Here is a 21,404-nt window from a genome sequence, read left to right as displayed (position 1 = left end):
AAATCACTCAAATATGAATAGCGCCATTAGATCAAACTTTTAAGTCAATTGGTATTACACAATCACGAAGACTTCAGTGTTCGATTATGATTCAGTCATTGCAGCTTGAACGGCTGCTGTGTACGTATAGCTGCCGCTCAGAGTGTCGCTGAATGCATCAATTCGCTTTATTTTGACTCACCAGTTTTGCGAACGCCTAAGTGTATGACTTGGCGCCGTAAAGCTGTACTATGTCAATAGCTATTGACTTTATATGGCCCTTAAGTTTTGCATCATTTAAATGTTAGTGTCATGTAGTAAACAGGCCGAGGATTTAATACATGAATGTAAGTTCCGATTGGTATCAATTTCAAGAAGAAATATGTGCCTATTTTGAATCAATTGGTGCTTCAGCCAAAACGAACGTTACCGTTCAAGGCGTCCGAACTTCACATGATATAGACGTGTTGGTTAAAACCAAGTTTTTGGGTGAGGACCTAACTTGGATTGTTGAGGCTAAGAAGTGGAAGAAAAGAGTTAATAAGCTTCAGGTTCTTGGCTTAAGAACTATTGCTGATGATATTGGCGCAGATAAAGCCTTTATCATTTCTGAGGCCGGATTCCAGAAAGGCGCTTATGAGGCTGCTGAAAAAACAAATGTAAAATTGAAAACCTTTACTGAGCTAAAGCTTGATACAAAAGAACTGGTTGAAGCAGACATCATGAAGACATTTAAAAAACGATTAGAGATTCTGGAGATTAAATATTGGTCACACAGTAAGAAAACAAGGAAGGATTACGATTTGAGAGAAGAGCTTTGGGAGTTCCCAATTAGGTATTCAGGTCAGTTATTACTTAAAACTGCGCATGAAGCTTTGATTGAAGCAGAGAACAAAAGGTATCCAATTAATCTAGAAACCTACCTGCAAGAAAAGCAAGGTGATCTTATAGCTCATAATTTCCAACAACTGTCCAATTGGCTAAATGTTAATCTTAACCATATGGATGAGAAGATTTATCGTGCTGAAGCAAGAATGATCGAAAATGGAGACTTTAATCCAGATATTCGGTTTAAAAATGATAACGAAATGTCCACTGTAGAGATGATGGCTAAAGCTATTGCCACGGCCCGTAATCGATAATGCCAACGAGTCAAAGCCCGCGGGCACAACAATGTTGTGTCGGTGCTTGAGGCTTAAGGTTCAATAACTAGTGAGTAGGAGTATTTTTGGTTTCGCCTCTAGATAAAAAAGAATACCAAGAGTCCTTGATTTGGGCGCGGAAAGCTGAGAAAGGAGAGCTTGAGCCAATACCTTGTATTTCTGGTTGGATGGATGTCTGCGGTTTCGGTTCTGCTTTGGAGCTTGGACACTGGGATTTAATCAATCTACAAAAAGGCGGGTTATTAAACCTGCTGAGCGCTATCTATCAGAGGGCTGGACACCCTTACCTGATTGGGGTGGAGCCAATTCCATACGAAACGGTTCTGGTGATAAATGATGGTATAGCTAGGACGATAGACCTAAATCGTACGGACCTTGCTGATGCAGTGCAGATCATATTTTACCTTCGCGATATTTTCTTCTTACATGCGCATCTCGTTGATTATACGCGGAAGCATGGTTATGGTTTTCGAACTGTTCTTGCTGGAGGGGAAAGGGTTCAATATTCGCCAGAAATATTTACAGGTAACTCCGTGCTGCAGCACGATGAACATAACATTAGTAATTTTGGAAGGGCTCTTCTTAACAAAAATTTTTTACATAACCCATCACAATTTCAAATGAACACGGCCTTCGCTAAGGCGTATTCCATTGATTCACTTGGTAGTAGGGGTGGTTTCTCAGTAGATCGTTGCTATGTCGAGTCATCATTTTGGGAAAAGCTTAGAGGTATACCTTACCTTGATGTTGAGGATGGGGATAATTCGATTTTGCTATACTTTCGTTCTAATCCCGCTTTCGAAATATATACAGATAAAACTATTATTACCTCTTTTAAAGGTATTGATATGCAAGTAAGGCAAGTGGTTCGTGTCAGAGTGGATGAAAGCTTTGAAGGGGAAGAGACTTTCCGTGATATCCCCAAAGCCTAGCTAGCGGCTGCACCGGAGCGTTTTGCCGATGCGATGCGTGTCCAAATCAATCACAGAGAACAGGGATTGACCGTCTGCTCCTTGTCTATTGCAGACTAACAGCTTTATATCAGTAGTCTTTCAATTAAAGCAAGTTTGATCAGGCACACTATCTTTGAATCACCGCGCTTATGTTACCAATCAGCACCGTATGTCTTATTAGCTTCTGCCGCTTCCACTTCTAATGGCGCTTTATCGTAACCATACTCCGCCATGTCAAAGAAATGTTGGGTAACCACTCTATCTAAGCTCGCTCTTTCAACTTGTAGTACATGCACTAGTTCATGAGCTAATTTTGGCCTGGTCAATTCGAAGTCTTTACGAGCGTAAATGGAATAACCGAAAACTTGTGCATTGTTTGTGATGCCTTCACCAATAAGTCCAACCGCCTCGCCGAATACTTCAAGGGCAAAATTGTCGTAAGGATAGGGGACATCGTCAACATAAACAACTCTGACTTTTTCAGGGTGTTTGATGCCGATTTTTTCCGCTAATGACCGTTCCTTTTTATTTAACGGTGTACCAATTTCAACCCCTTTCTCATCCGTTTCCTGCGCCCAATCTATATATTGAGGTAATAACACGCTCGCGATTATCTTTTCATAAAAGAGCGCGGAAGCAAGGAATATAGCTACCAACAATAACGACATAACTTTAAGAAATTTCATGCTTTTAAAATCCGTTTATATAAGGCATCAATGCCTTAAAAGTCACTGGCTTATTTTAGTGGTGTAGTTTACTAAGATAATTATCGTGAACGCGTAGTACAGCATTTACTGGAGACGGATTACAGAAAAAGAATGTAAAAAAATGTTCTGTAAAACTTAATGATATACGGGCTATCGCTAAGCATAGAAGAACCATGCTTAGCGGTTACGAGCGTATAAGCCTTTTTTTGCAACCTCTACTCGTCGTCATCCGACTGGATACTTCTTGGCTTACGTTTAACAGGAACCATGCCAATGTCTTCCCCCGACATGGTATCAACACGCTTTTTAACGCCACTTTTAACTGGCTTCGCCATACGCTTTTTGCCGTTTGATATACCTGGTTTTTTCGAGACTTTTTTCTTTGGAGTGAAACCTTTAAAACTTGCTGAAAATTCATCGTGGGCCGAACACTCAAGTGCGTATTGAAGATGGGTTTTAAGCCCTTCAAAGCTATTCCAATCTCTAGGACCGATTAATGAAAAGGCTTCACCTTTTTGTCCTGCACGGCCTGTACGCCCAATTCTGTGGATATATTCGTCTGCATTTTTAGGTAGGTCAAAGTTAACAACCAAACCTACTTTCGAAAGGTCTAAACCGCGAGAGGCCAGGTCTGTAGTAACTAAAATGCTGTGTTGTCCGCGGGCAAACGCACTCATTACAGCGGCACGCTGGTTTTGCGGCATGTCACCACGAAGGGCAATAGCTTCTAACTTCTGTTCATTTAATTGGTTAGCAATTCTGTCGGTATCTTCGCGGGTTGCGGTAAAAACAATGGCTTGATTGTATGAACGCTTGCTTAATTCAAACTGTAAAATTTGATCTTTATTCTCAACGTTATCAGCAAAAAAACATTGCTGAACAATATCACCATGCTCTGCCGTCGAGTCTCCCACCGCTACACGTACCGCTCCTTTGGTTAACTGGGTCGTCATGTGCTTAAGCTCAATATTGTCAAGCGTGGCAGAAAATAGCATTGTCTGGCGTTTTCTATGGTCAGCGTAGTCATTAATCATTTTTAGCTGCGCTGAAAAACCTAAATCAAGCATTCGGTCTGCTTCGTCGAATATCAGCAATTCTAAGCCATTTAAATACATGCTTTTATCTAAGAGGTGGTCAGCAACACGACCTGCCGTGCCAACGATAATATGCGGATTGCGGCGTAAGGCTTTTACCTGATCGTTATAATTTTCACCGCCCACAATAAGCGAGCAGGTTAAATTTAAGCCGGTACACATTGATTTAGCTTCAATGAATACCTGTTTAGCGAGCTCTCGGGTTGGCGCTAGTATTAACGCACGTGGATCTTGCTTACTTAATGCTTTTTGAGACATCAACCTGTTTATTGCAGGTACCAAAAAGGCGAAGGTTTTACCTGACCCGGTTTTAGAGGACGCAATAATATCCTTACCCTGAATTGCGGGAAGCATGGTGCGCTCTTGAATTTCGGTTAGCGTCGAAATATTTTTTGTTTCGAGCTTTGAAATAATTTTGTGGTTTACAGGTAAATCAGAAACTAGCAAGAAGATACGGCCTTAATTAAATGATGAACGTGCGTATTATCCCCTAATGCCCTGGTTAATGAAAGGCTTATTAATTGGCTCAGCAGAAGGTGTCAGCGGTTATGAATATTCTTTATTGAAGGTTTATTTATGCCTTAGCATCTGAGTTAAAAACTCTACAAAGGCGCAGGCTAATGGATGACGTTTTAAAAGAATAAATAGAATGGCGACGTAGCCGCCATATCAAATTAGATATTGCATGATGACAACAGGTGACATGCCCCATGGGTTGTTTAATTACGCGTTACTATGAAGCATAACACCGTTCACATTGTCTAATAATGCGCGATAATCACGCGCTTAGCTCACGCATACAAACGCAGCGTTATCGCTAAAACTTCATTTCAGGCACGTTTTCTGGAACAACAAGCTTTCCACCCGTTTTCTCTTTAATTTCTTCAACGCTTACGCCGGGCGCTCGCTCTTGAAGAACGAAAGCGCCGTTCTCAACACTAAGTACTGCTAAGTCCGTAATAATGCGCGTAATACAGTTCACACCGGTTAACGGAAGTGTACATTCGCTAAGAAGTTTTGGGTTACCGTGCTTGTCTGTATGCGTCATGGTAACGATTATATTTTTTGCACCGGCTACTAGGTCCATTGCTCCGCCCATGCCTTTCACCAATTTACCAGGGATCATCCAAGACGCAATATTGCCCGATACGTCAACCTCAAAAGCGCCAAGTACAGTGAAATCTACGTGGCCACCGCGGATCATGGCAAAGCTTTCAGCACTGCTGAATATAGACGCGCCAGTTATAGCGGTAACGGTCTCTTTGCCGGCGTTAATCATGTCAGCGTCTAATTCACTTTCCGTAGGATAGCGCCCCATACCTAGAAGACCGTTTTCAGACTGAAGCATTACGCTAATATCATCAGGCACATAGCTAGCAGCTAGGGTAGGGATGCCTATACCCAAGTTAACGTAATCTCCATCTTTAAACTCTTGGGCCACGCGCATTGCAATTTGTTCTCTGCTAAGCATTACACTGTCTCCTTACTGACTACACGGCGCTCAATACGCTTTTCGAACGTCCCTTTAATGACGCGATTTACATAAATGCCTGGGGTGTGAATTTCGCTAGGATTTAGTTCGCCAGGCTCTACAATCTCTTCTGCTTCTACTACAGTTATTTTGCCTGCCGTTGCCGCCATTGGGTTGAAGTTTTGTGCCGTATGACGATAAACGCAGTTGCCGAAGGTATCCGCTTTCCATGCTTTGACAATAGCAAAATCGCCTGTGATAGCATGTTCAAGAATATAGGGGCGACCATTGAACTCTTTTACTTCCTTCCCTTCACCCACAGGGGTGCCATAACCCGTTGCTGTATAAAATGCAGGGATGCCTGCACCACCGGCACGCATCTTCTCTGCGAGTGTCCCTTGAGGCGTTAGTTCTACTTCTAGCTCTCCATCGAGTAACTGTTTTTCGAATAGTGCGTTTTCGCCAACGTAAGATGACACCATTTTGGCAATCTGTTTGTCTTCAAGGAGAAGGCCTAAGCCAAAGCCGTCTACGCCACAATTGTTTGATACAACCGTTAACCCTGTAGTGCCCATTTTTTTGATTTGGCCGATTAAGCCTTCTGGTATGCCGCAAAGGCCAAAGCCACCGGCAATCACTGTCATGCCGTTTTCTAAGCCGGACATCGCATCATCGTAAGACGACACAACTTTGTTGAATCCTGCCATATTCTTTCTCCGCTATTTTTTTGTTAAAAATAAGTATCAGCACTGTTGCTACATTTGTAAAATCGAATTAATCTTTCAATTAATAAATATATTTTATCAATTGAAGGGTTAGTTTTCTCGTTATGGATGTGTCTTATCGCCAAATAAAAGCGTTTGTAGAAGTAGCCAAATCGTCTACTTTCGCCGAAGCTGCTGTCAGTCTCCATCTAACACAGCCAGCCTTGTCATCTGCAATAAAAAAAATGGAAGAACAACTCGGTGGCAAACTGTTTCAGCGAAATACTCGCAATGTAAGTCTCACTCCAGAAGGCGAAGTTCTTTTCCCAAATGCGGTTCGACTTCTTCACGATTGGGATAATACTTTTTCTGATATTCAAAATTTATTCGCTATGGCGAAAGGGCACCTCACAATTTGCGCTATGCCATCATTTGCAGAGGCTCATCTACCTGAAATATTGTTTCAATTTCACCAGCGAGCTCCTAATGTGAATTTGCGCATCGTTGATGTAGTGATGGAACAGGTGATTCATGAGGTAACGACAGGACGCTCTGAAATTGGATTCTCGTTTGAGCCAGAGCGGAAGGACGGGCTAATCTTCGAAAGTCTTTTTGATGATCAATTTGTTGTGGTGGCCAATGAAATGCAGGCGTCTTTGCTCCCCGAGAAGGTCAAATGGTTAGACTGCCTTGCGTTGCCCCTAGTAATGATGAATAGAGGCTCTGCAGTACGGCATTGGACACAAACACAATTAGCGATGCACGGAGAGCTTAATATTGTTGCCGAGACGGGGCAGTTATCAACAATTGGCAAGCTGATACAAAATGGACTAGGTATTTCGATAATGCCTTCCATATGTGAAAGGCAAATGGAAGGATTAGGGCTAGTATTAAAAGAAGTATCTGACGAGCCATTGATAAAAAATATTGGCCTAATAAAGAATGCAAGGAAGAGTCTCTCGATACCTGCTCAGTCATTGTGGAACCTTGCAATTGCACACTATGCCTAGATGGCTAAACCCGCACTGGCAGTGCTTAAACTATTAACCAACAAATACTACCATTTCTTCTTGGGCGCAAATAATTCGTCTAACTCGTCTCTTTCTTCTTCTTGTTTTCTAACTCGGTCTTTTTCGTTAACGCTTTTCAGATTATTTTGAATTTCGTTTAGCCATTCATTTAATGCTGCAAGCTTAGATGTTGAGTAGTCATCTTGCGGGTTCTGGCTTTCAAGTGCCGCTTTTGCTTTTTCGAAATATTGCCTTGCGGACCCGAGCATATTGGTTTGAAGTGCTGCGCGACCGCGCTTAATCAATGTTTCAACATTTACTTTTACCTGCAATCGCTCAAGCTGCTTATCTTCATCCGCAAACACTTTTGAATCAATCTGTCCTTTACTGTGTTCAGAGCGAAGCATAATACGAAGCTTTTTCACCGACTGGATATACTGGATTATCATTTTATCGTTATCCGGCAGAGTAAAGTCATTCATAGAGCCGCTGGTATCAGAAAGCGCGGCAGTCATCGCTTGTTCGCTACTTACAATTCTTTGTTTTAAATCCGTCGTACTCGCTAATTCATTCATAACTCTTAGCGCGTTGAGCATGCGGTTATGCAAAATGCCCATTATTCTTGAGGACACCGGCATGTTTATACTTGACGTAATGACTTTTTCTGTTTCATCGACAATGACACGCTGTTTGGCTAATTCCGTTCTGCGCTCAGCTTCTTGCTTTTGACGATGCTGCTGCATTGCATTGATAAAGATCGCCGCGATGAGCAAAACAACAATTGAAATGATAATTATCACGTACATGCGTGTGTTTCCGTCTATGTTTTATTTTCCATAACGCCATTTTAATCTTAATTACAGGCATTACTTTATGAATTACTTGCGTTTATCGCACAATACTACGGTATTTTTACTTCAAATACACTTCCACCGAGTGAGCCGCCATTAGAGAGTGCAATAGTACCTTCTTTATTGTCTTGTGAATGCGCGCGGGCTATCAATTTTGCGAAGAATAAACCCAGCCCAGTACGCCCTTGGCTTAACTCAAAACCAGCCAAGTCTTCGTGACTTTTATCGAGCATAGATTGCGGATATCCATGACCATCGTCTTCAATCATAATGACTAAGTTTGCATTTGTATCTACTCTCGCTGAGACGTGAATCTTTGATGTCCCGTATCTCATCGCATTGATAATGACATCATTCAACAGTAAGTAGATAAGTTCACCATCTAGATACCAACTTAGGTCTTCGTCAATAGATGTGGTAATCACTATTTTCTTTTGTTTTACATAAAGCGTATTAGAACCAACAACATCTTCCACTAAATCTTTGATAAAGCTTTCATCTACTGTAATAGGCAAACTTTCTAGTTCTGCTCGATAGAGAGAAAGAATTTGAACAAGGTTAGTATTCAACCTTGATGCTTCGTAATGAACGCGTGCTGCCTGTTCCTGTGCCTTCACGTTTTCTGCTGACAGCGTCTCGCTTAACGACTCGATAGACTGTATAAGTAGGAACAGGGAATTTTTCATATCGTGTACTGCTGCGGCAAGCACAGAAGAAAAGTCTATTGTGGAGGTAACTTGCTTACTACTCGTCATAACCCAATCAATGCCGTGCATTACTTTCTCTCTACCCATAATGTAGAACAATTTAGGTTAGGGCAAAGAAATACTACTTAAAATCGTAAGAAAATGAACAAAATGCAACTTTATAATGCCATTTTTGTAATAGCAACTAGTAAAAATGAGTCGTTTTGGTTATAACGGTGATAGTACAATATCAGTCTTCCCCATTGAAACGGTGTAAATATGAAGCTTCAGCAACTACGGTATATCGTAGAAGTCCTCAATAATAATTTGAATGTATCAGCAACCGCAGAGAGCCTGTATACCTCACAACCCGGTATTAGCAAGCAAGTTCGCATGCTGGAGGACGAGTTAGGCGTACAAATATTTGGCCGTAGCGGAAAGCACCTCACGCACGTGACTGATGCAGGAAATGACGTAGTGAACATTGCGAGGGAAATTCTGGCAAAGGTTGAAAGCATAAAGGCAGTAGCTAGAGAGCATACGTTACCCGATCAGGGTAAGTTAAATATTGCGACAACCCATACCCAAGCGCGTTATGCATTGCCGGACGTCATTCAGGGTTTTATGACTAAATACCCAAAGGTATCGCTTCATATGCATCAGGGTACACCGTCTCAAATAAGTGATTTAGCCGCAAAAGGTGAGGCTGATTTTGCCATCGCGACCGAAGCGCTTCACTTGTATAACGATTTGGTGATGCTGCCTTGTTACCATTGGAATCGAAGTGTGATTGTTAATAAAGACCATCCACTTTCTCAAAAAGGCACCATAGACATCTCTGATATTGCGAAATACCCACTGGTTACTTATGTATTCGGCTTTACAGGTCGCTCTGAATTAGATCAGGCGTTCGAAAGAGCAGGGCTGACACCAAAGATAGTGTTTACTGCTACAGATGCCGACGTTATAAAAACCTACGTTCGACTCGGTGTGGGTATTGGCGTCATCGCATCAATGGCGGTGAGCGATGACCTTGACGACGATTTGGTTAAAATTGACGCCAGCCACCTATTTGATTACAGCACTACTAAAATTGGTTTTAGAAAAGGGTCGTTCCTGAGAAGCTATATGTACGACTTTATCGAGCGTTTTGCGCCTCATTTGACCAAAGATAAGGTTGAAAAAGCGATGATGCTTAAAAACAATGAAGAAGTGGAAAAGATGTTCAAAGGCGTAACCTTACCGGTTAAATAAAACATTGCCTGTTTGAATATCGTTCAGCAAACACGTAAATGGGGCGAAAAGCCCCATTTTTACCTTCAAATTTGCCTTAACACTCGATGATATTGACAGCTAGACCACCTCTGGCAGTTTCTTTATACTTCGTCTTCATATCGTTTCCTGTATCACGCATGGTTTTAATCACCTTATCCAGCGATACCTTATGTTCGCCTGTTCCACGCAGCGCAAGGCGAGATGCATTTATTGCTTTAATAGCGCCCATCGCATTTCGTTCTATACATGGTACCTGTACAAGGCCACCCACGGGGTCACAGGTAAGTCCTAGATTATGTTCCATACCAATTTCTGCTGCGTTTTCGACAGAAGCAGCAGTACCGCCCATAATTTCAGCAAGCGCACCTGCCGCCATGGAGCACGCTACACCCACTTCACCCTGACAGCCTACTTCAGCCCCGGATATTGACGCATTTTCTTTGTAAAGTATGCCAATGGCACCTGCTGTTAAAAGAAAGCGACTGGCGACTTCTTCGTCGACAGGACGAATAAACTTATCGACATATTGAAGAACTGCTGGAATGATTCCCGCTGCGCCATTTGTAGGTGCAGTGACCACACGACCACCCGCAGCATTTTCTTCGTTGACCGCGAGTGCAAAGAGATTAACCCAATCCATTGTTTGCATAGGATCGTTCGTATGCTCAGTTTGCAGCCGGCGATAGAGACCCGGCGCGCGGCGAACTACCTTTAGGCCGCCAGGGAGAATACCCTCGCTTTCGATACCACGCTGTATGCACGCTTTCATCACAAGCCAGATATTGTGCAGTTGTTGCTTAACTTCGTGTTTAGGCCTAAACGTTGATTCATTGCGTAACATCAGTGAGCTTATGCTTAGCCCGTTTGTTTTACACAAAGAAAGAAGTTCTTCAGCGGTCTTGAAAGGAAACGGAACAGAAGCTTGAAGGCTTGCTGCGTGAGCTTTGGTCGCATCGAAGTCTTCGTCTTTAATGATAAAGCCGCCGCCGATACTGTAATAGGTTTGTTGCTTTACCAGTTCATCCTGAGCATAAGCGTAAAACGTCAGCGCATTGGCATGTTTTGGCAGCGTTTTTCGACGATGAAAGACAATCGCGTTTTTGCTTGGAAAACGAACTAGCTTTTCGCCATTTAAACACAGCTGCTCACTATTTCTTATTTCTTCTAGCTTTGATTCAATGGTATCCACATCGATTTCATCAGGAAGCTCACCAAGCAACCCCAAAATGACAGCTTTTCCCGTACCGTGGCCAATACCCGTTTGACCGAGTGAACCAAATAGCTCAACTTTTACGCTATCGACAGCGTCAAACTTTACAGGATCTTGGGCGAGTTCAGTGACAAACTCAGCACCTGCTTTCATTGGACCTACCGTGTGTGAGCTTGAAGGGCCAATGCCCACACTGAACATATCAAATACGCTGATCATAAACTTCTAAGATTAAAACAAAGTAATAGTGAGATCATGCATCCACGAGGTGAAAACCACAATACAGAAAAGCTAATAGGATGATTAGTTTTGCTAATACACTGTAAAGAAAAATTTATAGCGAGGTTATGAAGGTCGTCCGGTAACAGGTCTCAGCGTTGCTAATAATCATACAGGGGGCTGACTTAAGGATGAATATGATGAGACAGGTTCCTTAACATCGCTGCTGTCGCTCCCCAAATCATTCTGTTTTTCCATGGGATAAAATAAATAGGAAACGTTTTTTTATCACGGTGTGTTGTGTGAACTAAATGATTCTTTCTATCTAACACGTGTGAGAGAGGAACTTCAAACGCGCTTTCTACCTCGTTTTTGTCAATAATCGGGGTGAAATCGGGGTTAACAAATCCGACTACGGGAGCTATTTCATAGCCACTAATGGTACGGTATTTTGGAAGCATGCCAACCACGTCAACGTTATTTGAGGGCAGCCCCACTTCTTCTTGTGCTTCTCGAAGGGCAGCATCAAAAAAAGAATTGTCAGTTTCATCGACGGCCCCACCAGGGAAACTGATTTGACCTGGATGGTGTCTTAGGTGGTGCGCTCGCTCTGTAAGTAAAAGTTGAAGAGAATCTCCATAATCAATCAACGGAATTAAGACAGCCGCTGGACGCCCGGTCTTTCTCAAGGGAAAGTCTGGTTCACTATAGGTTTGTCTTAAATGATGAAATTGCGATAGAAATTCATTTCTCGTCATATATGTTCTTAACTCAACAACTTATCGACTTTAATTAAAACCCTCTTACCTATTTATTGACGCAAGTACGGGCAATATTTTTGACACTTTATCCAAGGTTTCTTGATATTCTTCACTTGGAACTGAATCTAAAACAATACCACCGCCGGCCCAGCAATGTAATTGGTTCTTCTCTGCCAGCACAGTTCTAATGCAGATACTTGAGTCCATATCCTCTCGATACCCCATGTAGAAGATACTACCACAGTAAATGTTACGTCGATGAGGTTCTAGCTCATCAATGACTTCCATAGCCCGTATCTTTGGGGCGCCAGTAATAGAACCGCCAGGAAACGCAGAGGCTAAAAGTTCAAGGGGCGATGCATTTTCACTTAACTCACCTGTCACAGTACTGACTAAGTGATGAACCGCCTCGTAACTTTCTAGCGCGAAAAGTGCAGGGACGTTTACCGTATTGGCTTTACAGTGTTTAGAGATGTCGTTTCTAAGAAGATCAACGATCATCAAATTCTCTGAGCGATCTTTTTCCGCTGACAGAAGGCTTTGTGCACTTGCTTCGTCTTTCTCTGCATCCTCAAAGCGCGGACGGGTTCCTTTAATCGGTTTTGTTTCTACAATACCGTCTCTTACTTTCAGGAAACGCTCTGGAGAAATAGAGGCTATACAACCTTGTGGTAAGTTGTAAAACGCTGAAAATGGCGCTTGATTTTGATCGCGTAAATGACAGTAAGCCTGCCACATACTGCCTTCAAATGACGCACTAAATCTCTGCGCCATGTTTACTTGATAACAATCACCCGCTCTCAAATAAGCATTAATCTTCTCTAAGCATAGCTCATAATCGTGCTTGGAAAGATTTGATTCAAAGGGGGAAGTAAGTTTGAAATCAAGAGGCTTAGTGCCAGCGTCGTTGTTTAAAAACACGTTGGGCAGCATAAGGTTATCTGCGGTACAGAAATATACATATCCGGTTTGCGTGTCCTCAATTAGCGAAGATGTATAAAGACCAACGGTAAAATCCGGTGTTATGTAGTCATCCTTGGCAATGGTAGGTAATGTTTCGTAAAAACGGCCTGTGTCATAACCTGCCATTCCGGCGATACCCACTATAAAAGGGAGATGTTCAGTCTCACAATTTGCATTTACCTCAACTAACTTAACGCGAGCGTGGAGATGTTGCTCCACCGCTTCAAAAGGTCGCTGAGTAAGGCGTGTACGCTTACACAAAGCCACGTCAACTAACCACACATTGTCGTCTTTTGCTTCGATAATGGCAGAGGGTGAAAACCCCATAATGTTAAAGCGGCCTTCACTTTTCGTTGAGCCAGATGTATCAAGTAAAATAGAGTAGGGTTGCGATGCAATGCGTGAAAACAATGCGTTTAAAATGGCGCCGCTAGCCTCTCTGTCTAAAGACAGTAGGTCTATTATTTCATTTTTAGTATAGCGGGTTACATTTACGTGGATAGAATCTGCGTGTGACATAAATTATTTCAATACTTCTAACTAGGATTGCAGTGCTCGCTATCGCTGCATAAATCGTTGGTTGATATCCTTTACTTAACAACAAACCACGCTATAGCAATATTTTTAGCACTGCCATCTGCCTCTATGTTTTAAGCTAGTGCAATTATTTACAGAGGCAACGATAACGATGTGTTAAACATTGTTTTAAAAAATAACTAGAATTCGCGCTAAGCGCATGGTTTTACATGGTGCGTTGTCTTTAGATGCGCTAGTATACGCTTTTTTAGCTAGCTAAGACCACGAAAGCCAAATAAAAAGAGGATGTCATGACCGTTATCCGTCAACAAGACTTCATTGACAGCATTGAAGATGCCCTTCAGTTCATTTCTTATTATCATCCCCTAGACTATGTGAAAGCAGTCGAAGAGGCCTACAACAAAGAGCAAAGCCAAGCTGCAAAAGATGCTATGGCACAGATCCTTATCAATTCTCGTATGTCGGCAGAGGGCAAGCGTCCGTTGTGCCAAGATACGGGCATTGTGACGTGTTTCGTTAAAGTAGGGATGGGGGTCTCTTGGGATAAAACTGATATGACCGTTCAAGAAATGGTTGATGAAGGTACCCGTCGTGCTTACTTAAATCCCGATAACCCATTACGTGCTTCTATCGTTGCCGACCCTGCCGGCGCTCGCAAAAATACAAAAGACAACACACCTGCAGTTGTGCACATCGATATGGTAGCCGGTGAGAAAATCGAAGTAATGATTGCGGCAAAAGGTGGCGGTTCAGAAAACAAATCTAAAATGGTGATGCTTAACCCAAGTGATGATATCGCAGATTGGGTAGTGAAAACCTTGCCGTCAATGGGAGCTGGTTGGTGTCCGCCTGGTATGTTGGGCATAGGCATTGGCGGTACTGCAGAAAAAGCGGCAGTGCTTGCTAAAGAAAGTCTGATGGACCCTGTTGATATTCAAGAACTAATAGAACGTGGCCCCGAAACTACCGATGAAAAGCTTCGCTTGGAAATTTTTGAGCGCGTAAACAAATTGGGTATCGGTGCCCAAGGCTTGGGCGGCCTCACGACGGTTGTAGACGTCAAAATCAAATCATTGCCGACTCACGCAGCATCTAAGCCAGTTGCGATGATCCCTAACTGTGCAGCTACACGTCACGCTCATTTCTATTTAGATGGTTCAGGTCCAGCAGAGCTAACGCCGCCTAAACTAGAAGATTGGCCAGAGGTTACGTGGGAAGTCAGCGAAAATACTCGCCGTGTAAACCTCGATGAGGTAACCAAAGAAGATATCCAAGAGTGGAAAGTAGGCGAAACAGTATTGCTATCTGGCAAGATGCTTACCGGTCGTGATGCTGCGCACAAGCGTATTCAAACGATGATGGAAAATGGTGAAGGCCTGCCTGAAGGCGTAGACCTTACTAATCGTTTCATCTATTACGTTGGGCCAGTAGACGCAGTTGGTGATGAAGTGGTGGGCCCAGCCGGACCTACAACCGCTACGCGTATGGACAAGTTTACCGACATGATGCTTGAGAAAACAGGCCTTATCGGGATGATTGGTAAAGCTGAGCGTGGACCAGCAACGGTAGATTCAATTGCAAAGCACAAAGCGGTTTATTTAATGGCCGTGGGCGGTGCAGCATACCTGGTTTCTAAGGCTATTAAGAAGTCACGTGTTGTGGCCTTTGAAGATTTAGGAATGGAAGCTATTTATGAGTTTGATGTTGTTGATATGCCAGTAACTGTAGCGGTAGATAGCACGGGTGCCAATGCGCATAAAAATGGTCCTGCCATTTGGAAAGCGAAAATTGAAGAACTGGATGCGTCTCTTTCTAAATAGAGATCTCTGTCCGGATCTATAGTCCCGAAATGGTGTATTGAAAGAGTCATCACCATCAGTGACTAAAGCTTCTGTTCGAGAATAATAAACGGGTGCGCGAGCGCCCGTTTTTCGTTCTAAATTTCAATGGGGGTTGCGGTTTAGTCCATGTTTTAACGCTTCCATCTCGCCCATACTGTATGTGCATTGGTATATTTCCCTGTTTTTGTTTATAGTGCTGTACAAAACAACAGTATGAACGTGCACTATGTTAATCAATCTTATCTCTAACGAACCTCTTGCCTTTTTGATCGCTTTTATCAGTATTTGTGCTTTCGCCCTTTACTTATTTGTTCGCAGTCGCGCTAATTCATCACAACTTACGCAGAAAGCGCTAGATTACGAGCAGCTGCTAGATGAACTTAATAATGAGCGGGTTACGAATGCGAAGCTCCAAGCGCAAAACGATGCACACCAAGCTAGAATTCAGGCACTTCATGCGGCACATGAAGACAAATTAGCAGCGATGAACGCGTCTGAGCAGCGTCTGCAAACCCAGTTTGAAAACTTGGCAAACCGAATTTTTGAAGAAAAACAGCAACGATATACTCAGCAAACGAAACACAATATAGAAGCTGTGTTGGCGCCGTTCAAAAATGAACTAGATGGATTTAAACGACAAATCTCAGAACAACATATTCGTGAGGGGCAAGAGAGGGCATCACTTAAAACAGAGATATTAGGTCTTAAGGCCCTAAACCAAAAAATAACCGAAGAAGCGGCAGCACTTACCAGCGCATTAAAAGGTGATAACAAGAAGCAAGGAAACTGGGGCGAAGTGGTTTTAGAGCGCATTCTTAAGGAATCGGGTTTACGTGAAGGGCACGAGTTTGAAACGCAAATGTCGGCAACGTCCGAACAAGGAAAGCGGTTCCAACCGGATGTCGTGGTGCATTTACCTAATGATAAAGACGTAATAATTGACTCGAAGGTAAGTCTGGCCGCCTATGAACGTTATTATAATTGCGATGATGAATCTGAGAAGGCGCAATTTTTAAATCAACATGTAGCTTCCATCAAAGGGCACATAAAAGGTCTTGGAGCGAAAGACTACCAAACATTAAAAGGCTTAAAAACGTTGGATTATGTTCTGCTTTTCATTCCAATAGAGCCTGCATTTCTCATAGCAGTAGAAGAAGAGCCTGAGTTAGTCACCATGGCGCTTAACCATAATATCATGCTAGTGAGCCCCACAAATCTATTGGTTGCACTTCGAACGATTAACAATATTTGGCAGTATGAGTATCAGAATCAAAATGCGCAGCTTATTGCTGAACAGGCGGCCAAACTCTACGACAAATTTGTTGGCTTTGTTTCTGACATGGAAAAAGTTGGGAAATCGATGGATTCGGCACATGCAAGTTACGAGCAAGCAATGAACAAGTTAACGAGTGGAAGAGGGAATATGGTAAGGCAAATCGAGAAATTTAGAGAGCTTGGCGTGCAGCCAACTAAACGAATATCTCAACACGTTAAACAGCTTTCTCAGGACGAATAAAAAAGGCCGCTTTCAAAGCGGCCTTTCAATATCATATAAAACGTTATGAACGTTTCATGCGTCTACGTAGGTAAACTGCAGGTGCTAGTAGCAATGCAATCCAACCCATAGAACCACCAGACTTGTCATTAACAATAATAGTTACGCTGTCTGTGGTTGTATCGATACCATCTGTTGCTGTTACTTGTACCGTTACACGATTTGCTTGTTCGTGGCTTGGTGCAGTACCAGTAAACGATGTAGTTTCAACACCGTCAATAGTAATGGTAACGTCATCGCCGTCTGCGTCAGTTGCTGATGCAGTTACAGTGAATGACTCACCTTCGTCAACACTCGATGGCGCAGAGATTGAAAGTACAGGTGCATCTTGCACGCCTGCTACTGCTACCGTTACTGTACCTTCGCCAATGATGTCGCCTTCTACCACTTCGCCTTCATCTGTAGTGGTACCCTCTACCTGAACTGTATAGGTAAATGAGTCTTCACCAAAGAAGTCTGCGTTTGGCGTGTAGGTTACCGTACCATCGTCATTAACCGTCACTGAACCGTTAGCTGCTTCAGTTGTTACTGTAACCGTTGACGGATCAAGTGGCTCTTTATCGATAGTAATTGGTGTAAAGGTACGGAAATCACCAGAAAGTGACTCCATCGTGAATGTATTGATGATTGTGCTATCCATCTCATTAGCAAGAATGTTAGCCGTTACCGACGCATCTTCGTTAACAGACAGCATATCGTCCATATATTCACTTGAAGGAACCACAGTACCCGCGTAGCTAATCGTTACCTCATCACCCGCGTTTGCAGTTAGTACAAATTCGTCACCTTCTACAGGAAGTGTGCCTTGAAGGCCTGCTGACGTCAGTGAGGCATAGGTAGTACCTACACTACCAGATGAATTCTCTGCACCCACAACGGTTGCATAAACAGGTGTATCCATTGGACCATAAACGAAGTTTACGTTACCTGTTTCATATTCAAACCATAGCTGGAAGTTAAAGCTTGTGCCTTCTTCATTCCATATCTGTGCATTTTCCCACTCAACAACGAAGTGACCAGTATTTAGACTTACCGCATAAAGGTTCCCAGTGCCGGCGCCACCGCCTGCAAGGTCGAAGTCAGTCCAGTAAGGAGCAACAACGTTGTTAGGCTCACTTAGGTTAGGTAATACTTCAGCAAACGGAGTTGTGATGTTACCTGAGCTTGTGCCCAATGAAACAAAACCATTCGATGAAATCTGCATGGTAGTGTACTCGGCACCCAAATAGGTGATAGTACGTGGAAGGCTGATTTCAATAGATGCATCATCGCAAGAACCAGAGCAAACTAACGGCGTAACACCGATTGATGCCATAGGCACATAACGAGCGAGGCCAAAGCCTTGAAGAAGGTCACCAATACTTGTGTCTGCATTCATTGAGAATGACGCAGTATTAAGTGCACCTTCCCAATACAATGTACCAGAGTCAGCATCGTAACTTACTGGCTCTTGGTTACCGTTTTTAACTGCCGAGATAGTTGATGGGTTGATGTCATACTTGTGATCAACTTCACCAGTAATGCTGATCATACCAGTAACATCGGTGTTGGTAGCAAATGCTTCAGTGATAACTAACTCACCTTCAGCTGCGAATTGATTACTTACATCACTATCGAATAGTGACGGTTCATCGCTGCTGATTGGGTATACAGCAACAGGAATAAAATAATCTGTTGTCGTATCGTCTGTGTCAGCCCAATTAATGCCGCCAAAAGACCACGAACCAGTAGAGGCTGTAGTTACGTCTACCGCAACCATGATTTCTGCAGACGCACCTGCTGGAAGCGTCGCCATTTTAGGCGTAACCGTTGCCGAAATAGCTGGGTCATTAAACATAGCTGTTGCGTCAACCGTTACGTCATCATCACTAGTGTTAGTTACCGTGATAGACATCTCACAGCTCAAGAAGCAGTTACCGTCAACAAGGCTTATATCGCTATAAGTAAGCTCAACTGTCGTTGCACGAGGCAGATCTAGACGACCAGCACCCATGTCGAAGTTGTCAGCTTGTGTAGCAGCGTCTTCTTTGAGTACATCACGGATAGAAGAAGTTACAAGGGCACTCTTAATTTGTTGTGCAGTCCAATCTGGGTGCATTTGTTTAAGTAGAGCCGCTGCGCCAGCTACGTGTGGAGACGCCATTGACGTACCACCTTTAAACGAGAAGTTCTCGCCTTCGTGATTAGGAGCATCTGGAGATTCACCAGAGAAAATTCTTACACCTGGTGCGGCAATGTTCGGCTTAAGGAACGTAGGGTCACCGTTCGGACCACGTGAGCTAAAGTCCGCCATAATGTCTGCTAGGCTATCAGAGACTACGCGAACTACTTCAGCGCCGATCGTAATGTTAACTGCTTCTTCAGACTCTGAGATTAGCGTTGCTAGTTCTTGACCTGGTGTTGCAGGAACCATGAATGAAGGAACTGTCTGTTCTGGGCTTAGACCGCCCATTAAGATAGGAGCTTCGCCACGACCATCGGAATTGTGAATAACAACGGCAACCGCACCCGCAGCTTCAGCATTTTCAATCTTTGTTACGAATCCACATGTACCACGGCTAATAAGCGCAATAGCACCGTCAAACGCACCGGCAGCAAACTCTTCACAACCTTCAACGTTTGCCGCATCTACTTCACCTGCATAAACAACAGGGGCAGTTAAAGCCGAATCAAAAACGATGTCAGGGTTGCCTACAGAGTAAAGCGCAGGAATGGTACCAATTGACGTGTCGCCTTCAATCGTCAACTCGTTAGCAAACAACCGAGCGGTTGTAGTTGCCGCTACAGTAATTACGTCATCAGAGCAACCAGGGCAGCCGATAGTCGTATCACCAGGGCCATCGTTACCTGCTGCAAATACTGTCACTACGCCAGCATCGTGCATAGCTTCAAGTACGTCTTCGTATACAGAACCGTTAGGGTTACCGCCAGCGCCGCCACCCCAAGAGTTGTTAACAACATCAGCGCCGTCGACTAGTGCAGCTTCAAGCATCGAAAGCAACATAGACGATGCACCGCTTGAAGAGGCTGGGTTTGCAGGCGTTGCATACAGGCCTTTATAAGCCATTAGGTAGGCCGCTGGTGCAACACCAGAGATTTCTGCCTCAGCACCGTCGCGCTCAGCCATAACGCCGAAGTTACCAACGGCAGTACCTGCAACGTGAGTACCGTGACCGTTAAAGCCTAGCGGGCTTTCATACTCTTCCTCAACAACCGCGAAACCTTCAACGATATCGGCTGCACGGGCAACGATTAGCTTGTTGTTACAAAAGTCAGGAACTTCTGAACAGTAATCATCAGTTGGAAGGGTGTCAGCGGCAGGAGCCGTAAAGTTTTCACCACTAAACAACGGGTTTTCAGGACGAATACCGCTGTCGATAATAGCCACTTTTACGCCAGCACCAGCGTTTTCTTTACCGCCAAACTGTTCCCAAGTTTCGATAGCCCCAATAAGGTCTAAACTTGCGTCCATTTGTGCGTGATGAATCACGTCAGGAAATACCGCTTTCACTGTAGATAGGCTGGAAAGCTTATCAAGCGCGCTTTTAGAAACAATACCCGCAAAACCGTTGAATGCTGCTGTATAAGATAGGTCAGCTTTAAATGACTTATCAAAAGCTTTGATCGACTGGATGACAGATTGCTGTTGAGCTTCAAGGAATGACTTGTATTCTTTGGCAGCGTTTGAAACGAAGTTTACCTTCTGACCTTTATGCGCAGCCATGCTGCTAACACTTGGGTTTACTGCACTGAACTGCGCCATTGGAGCGTCGTTCAATTGGATAATTACACGAACGCTATCGTTGTTTACTTGTATAGCATTCGCAAGAATATTTTTTTTGTCGAATGATGCTTCTATCGCATTGCGTTGTTCAACGCTATGCCCGGATAGTTGATTAGAAGTTGCTAATGCAGCAAAAGCAGAACCTGCTAGCGCGGTTGCAACTACCGTACTGATAATTGTTTTTTTCATAATTATTCTCGTGTGAATAGTTCCCTGGAGTCCAGCGACTTTTTGGATACGAATTAAAGGTCAATTGCCTTTTTATAAACGTCCTTTGCGCTGTGACTATTTATTACTAGCACACTTTTCATCGTTTTGTAACGTATGTTTCTGCAATACACAAATTACACATTTTGTTACATTTACGACCCGTGATGATTGTGAAAATTAACTAGACAAATGGCTTTCAAATAAACCAATTTTTCAAAGCAAAAGGTAATAAAATTACATAAATTAAGAACACACTCATCAATTGCGAATATAAATTTTGCGTCTCACACGAAACAACCATCCTAATCAATTATCATTAAATTTACATAAGATTTACCTTTTTAGGACGCTCATCCTTTCAAGTTCAATTAATTGAGTATGTCTATTTCATCGCTTTGTAAAAATGCATTTTAATAAGAAAGACGCTCCTG

At 43.2% G+C, this 21,404-nt stretch carries 16 protein-coding genes; 6 read left to right on the top strand and 10 right to left on the bottom strand.

Annotated features, from left to right (window positions below):
* Positions 1 to 320: 320 nt before the first annotated feature.
* Positions 321 to 1,121: a restriction endonuclease gene (locus JC525_RS05745; RefSeq protein ID WP_198814951.1), complete on the top strand. Its 801-nt coding sequence runs from the start codon at positions 321 to 323 to the stop codon at positions 1,119 to 1,121.
* A gap of 86 nt (positions 1,122 to 1,207) precedes the next feature.
* On the top strand, positions 1,208 to 2,074 hold the full coding sequence (locus tag JC525_RS05740) for a hypothetical protein (protein WP_198814950.1): 867 nt from the start codon (positions 1,208 to 1,210) through the stop codon (positions 2,072 to 2,074).
* Between the two features lie 173 nt (positions 2,075 to 2,247).
* On the opposite strand, the gene JC525_RS05735 is transcribed toward JC525_RS05740, so the two are convergent.
* The 4 genes from JC525_RS05735 to JC525_RS05720 form a co-directional block, all read right to left on the bottom strand.
* Complete coding sequence (locus JC525_RS05735) at positions 2,248 to 2,781, bottom strand: hypothetical protein (RefSeq protein ID WP_198814949.1); 534 nt, start codon at positions 2,779 to 2,781, stop codon at positions 2,248 to 2,250.
* A 236-nt stretch (positions 2,782 to 3,017) separates the two neighbouring features.
* Complete coding sequence (locus JC525_RS05730; RefSeq protein ID WP_198814948.1) at positions 3,018 to 4,343, bottom strand: DEAD/DEAH box helicase; 1,326 nt, start codon at positions 4,341 to 4,343, stop codon at positions 3,018 to 3,020.
* Positions 4,344 to 4,713: 370 nt separating this feature from the next.
* Positions 4,714 to 5,367 (bottom strand): CoA transferase subunit B, encoded by a 654-nt coding sequence (locus JC525_RS05725; RefSeq protein WP_198814947.1) that lies wholly within the window; start codon positions 5,365 to 5,367, stop codon positions 4,714 to 4,716.
* Entirely contained in the window at positions 5,367 to 6,074 is a 708-nt protein-coding gene (locus JC525_RS05720; RefSeq protein WP_198814946.1) for a CoA transferase subunit A, read from the bottom strand. Before JC525_RS05720 ends, JC525_RS05725 begins: the two co-directional genes overlap by 1 nt.
* Before the next feature lie 122 nt (positions 6,075 to 6,196).
* Here JC525_RS05720 and JC525_RS05715 point away from each other — a divergent pair, with 122 nt between their 5' ends.
* Positions 6,197 to 7,081, top strand: a complete 885-nt coding sequence (locus tag JC525_RS05715; protein WP_198814945.1) for a LysR family transcriptional regulator — start codon at positions 6,197 to 6,199, stop codon at positions 7,079 to 7,081.
* A gap of 47 nt (positions 7,082 to 7,128) precedes the next feature.
* On the opposite strand, the gene JC525_RS05710 is transcribed toward JC525_RS05715, so the two are convergent.
* Both JC525_RS05710 and JC525_RS05705 read right to left on the bottom strand, forming a co-directional pair.
* On the bottom strand, positions 7,129 to 7,887 hold the full coding sequence (locus tag JC525_RS05710; RefSeq protein WP_198814944.1) for a hypothetical protein: 759 nt from the start codon (positions 7,885 to 7,887) through the stop codon (positions 7,129 to 7,131).
* A 95-nt stretch (positions 7,888 to 7,982) separates the two neighbouring features.
* Complete coding sequence (locus JC525_RS05705; RefSeq protein ID WP_198814963.1) at positions 7,983 to 8,687, bottom strand: sensor histidine kinase; 705 nt, start codon at positions 8,685 to 8,687, stop codon at positions 7,983 to 7,985.
* 210 nt (positions 8,688 to 8,897) lie between these two features.
* On the opposite strand from JC525_RS05705, the gene cysB reads away from it, so the two are divergent.
* Positions 8,898 to 9,872, top strand: a complete 975-nt coding sequence (cysB, locus tag JC525_RS05700) for an HTH-type transcriptional regulator CysB (RefSeq protein ID WP_198814943.1) — start codon at positions 8,898 to 8,900, stop codon at positions 9,870 to 9,872.
* 76 nt (positions 9,873 to 9,948) lie between these two features.
* On the opposite strand, the gene JC525_RS05695 is transcribed toward cysB, so the two are convergent.
* The 3 genes from JC525_RS05695 to pabB all read right to left on the bottom strand — a co-directional run bounded on the left by JC525_RS05695 (position 9,949) and on the right by pabB (position 13,565).
* Positions 9,949 to 11,322 (bottom strand): L-serine ammonia-lyase, encoded by a 1,374-nt coding sequence (locus JC525_RS05695; RefSeq protein WP_198814942.1) that lies wholly within the window; start codon positions 11,320 to 11,322, stop codon positions 9,949 to 9,951.
* Between the two features lie 185 nt (positions 11,323 to 11,507).
* On the bottom strand, positions 11,508 to 12,080 hold the full coding sequence (locus JC525_RS05690) for a CoA pyrophosphatase (RefSeq protein WP_198814941.1): 573 nt from the start codon (positions 12,078 to 12,080) through the stop codon (positions 11,508 to 11,510).
* Positions 12,081 to 12,125: 45 nt separating this feature from the next.
* Complete coding sequence (pabB, locus tag JC525_RS05685) at positions 12,126 to 13,565, bottom strand: aminodeoxychorismate synthase component I (protein WP_198814940.1); 1,440 nt, start codon at positions 13,563 to 13,565, stop codon at positions 12,126 to 12,128.
* A gap of 308 nt (positions 13,566 to 13,873) precedes the next feature.
* Here pabB and JC525_RS05680 point away from each other — a divergent pair, with 308 nt between their 5' ends.
* On the top strand, positions 13,874 to 15,403 hold the full coding sequence (locus JC525_RS05680) for a fumarate hydratase (RefSeq protein ID WP_105931305.1): 1,530 nt from the start codon (positions 13,874 to 13,876) through the stop codon (positions 15,401 to 15,403).
* A gap of 247 nt (positions 15,404 to 15,650) precedes the next feature.
* The gene (gene rmuC / locus JC525_RS05675) at positions 15,651 to 16,940 is read left to right on the top strand and encodes a DNA recombination protein RmuC (protein ID WP_198814939.1); all 1,290 of its coding nucleotides are present in this window, start codon (positions 15,651 to 15,653) and stop codon (positions 16,938 to 16,940) included.
* Between the two features lie 43 nt (positions 16,941 to 16,983).
* Here the strand turns inward: rmuC and JC525_RS20090 are convergent, their stop codons facing one another.
* Positions 16,984 to 20,952, bottom strand: a complete 3,969-nt coding sequence (locus JC525_RS20090) for a S8 family serine peptidase (protein ID WP_198814938.1) — start codon at positions 20,950 to 20,952, stop codon at positions 16,984 to 16,986.
* Positions 20,953 to 21,404 lie beyond the last annotated feature (452 nt).

Source organism: Alteromonas sp. IB21 (assembly GCF_016405965.1).
Lineage (GTDB): Bacteria > Pseudomonadota > Gammaproteobacteria > Enterobacterales > Alteromonadaceae > Alteromonas.
This window is presented reverse-complemented; position numbering and strand designations above follow the sequence as displayed.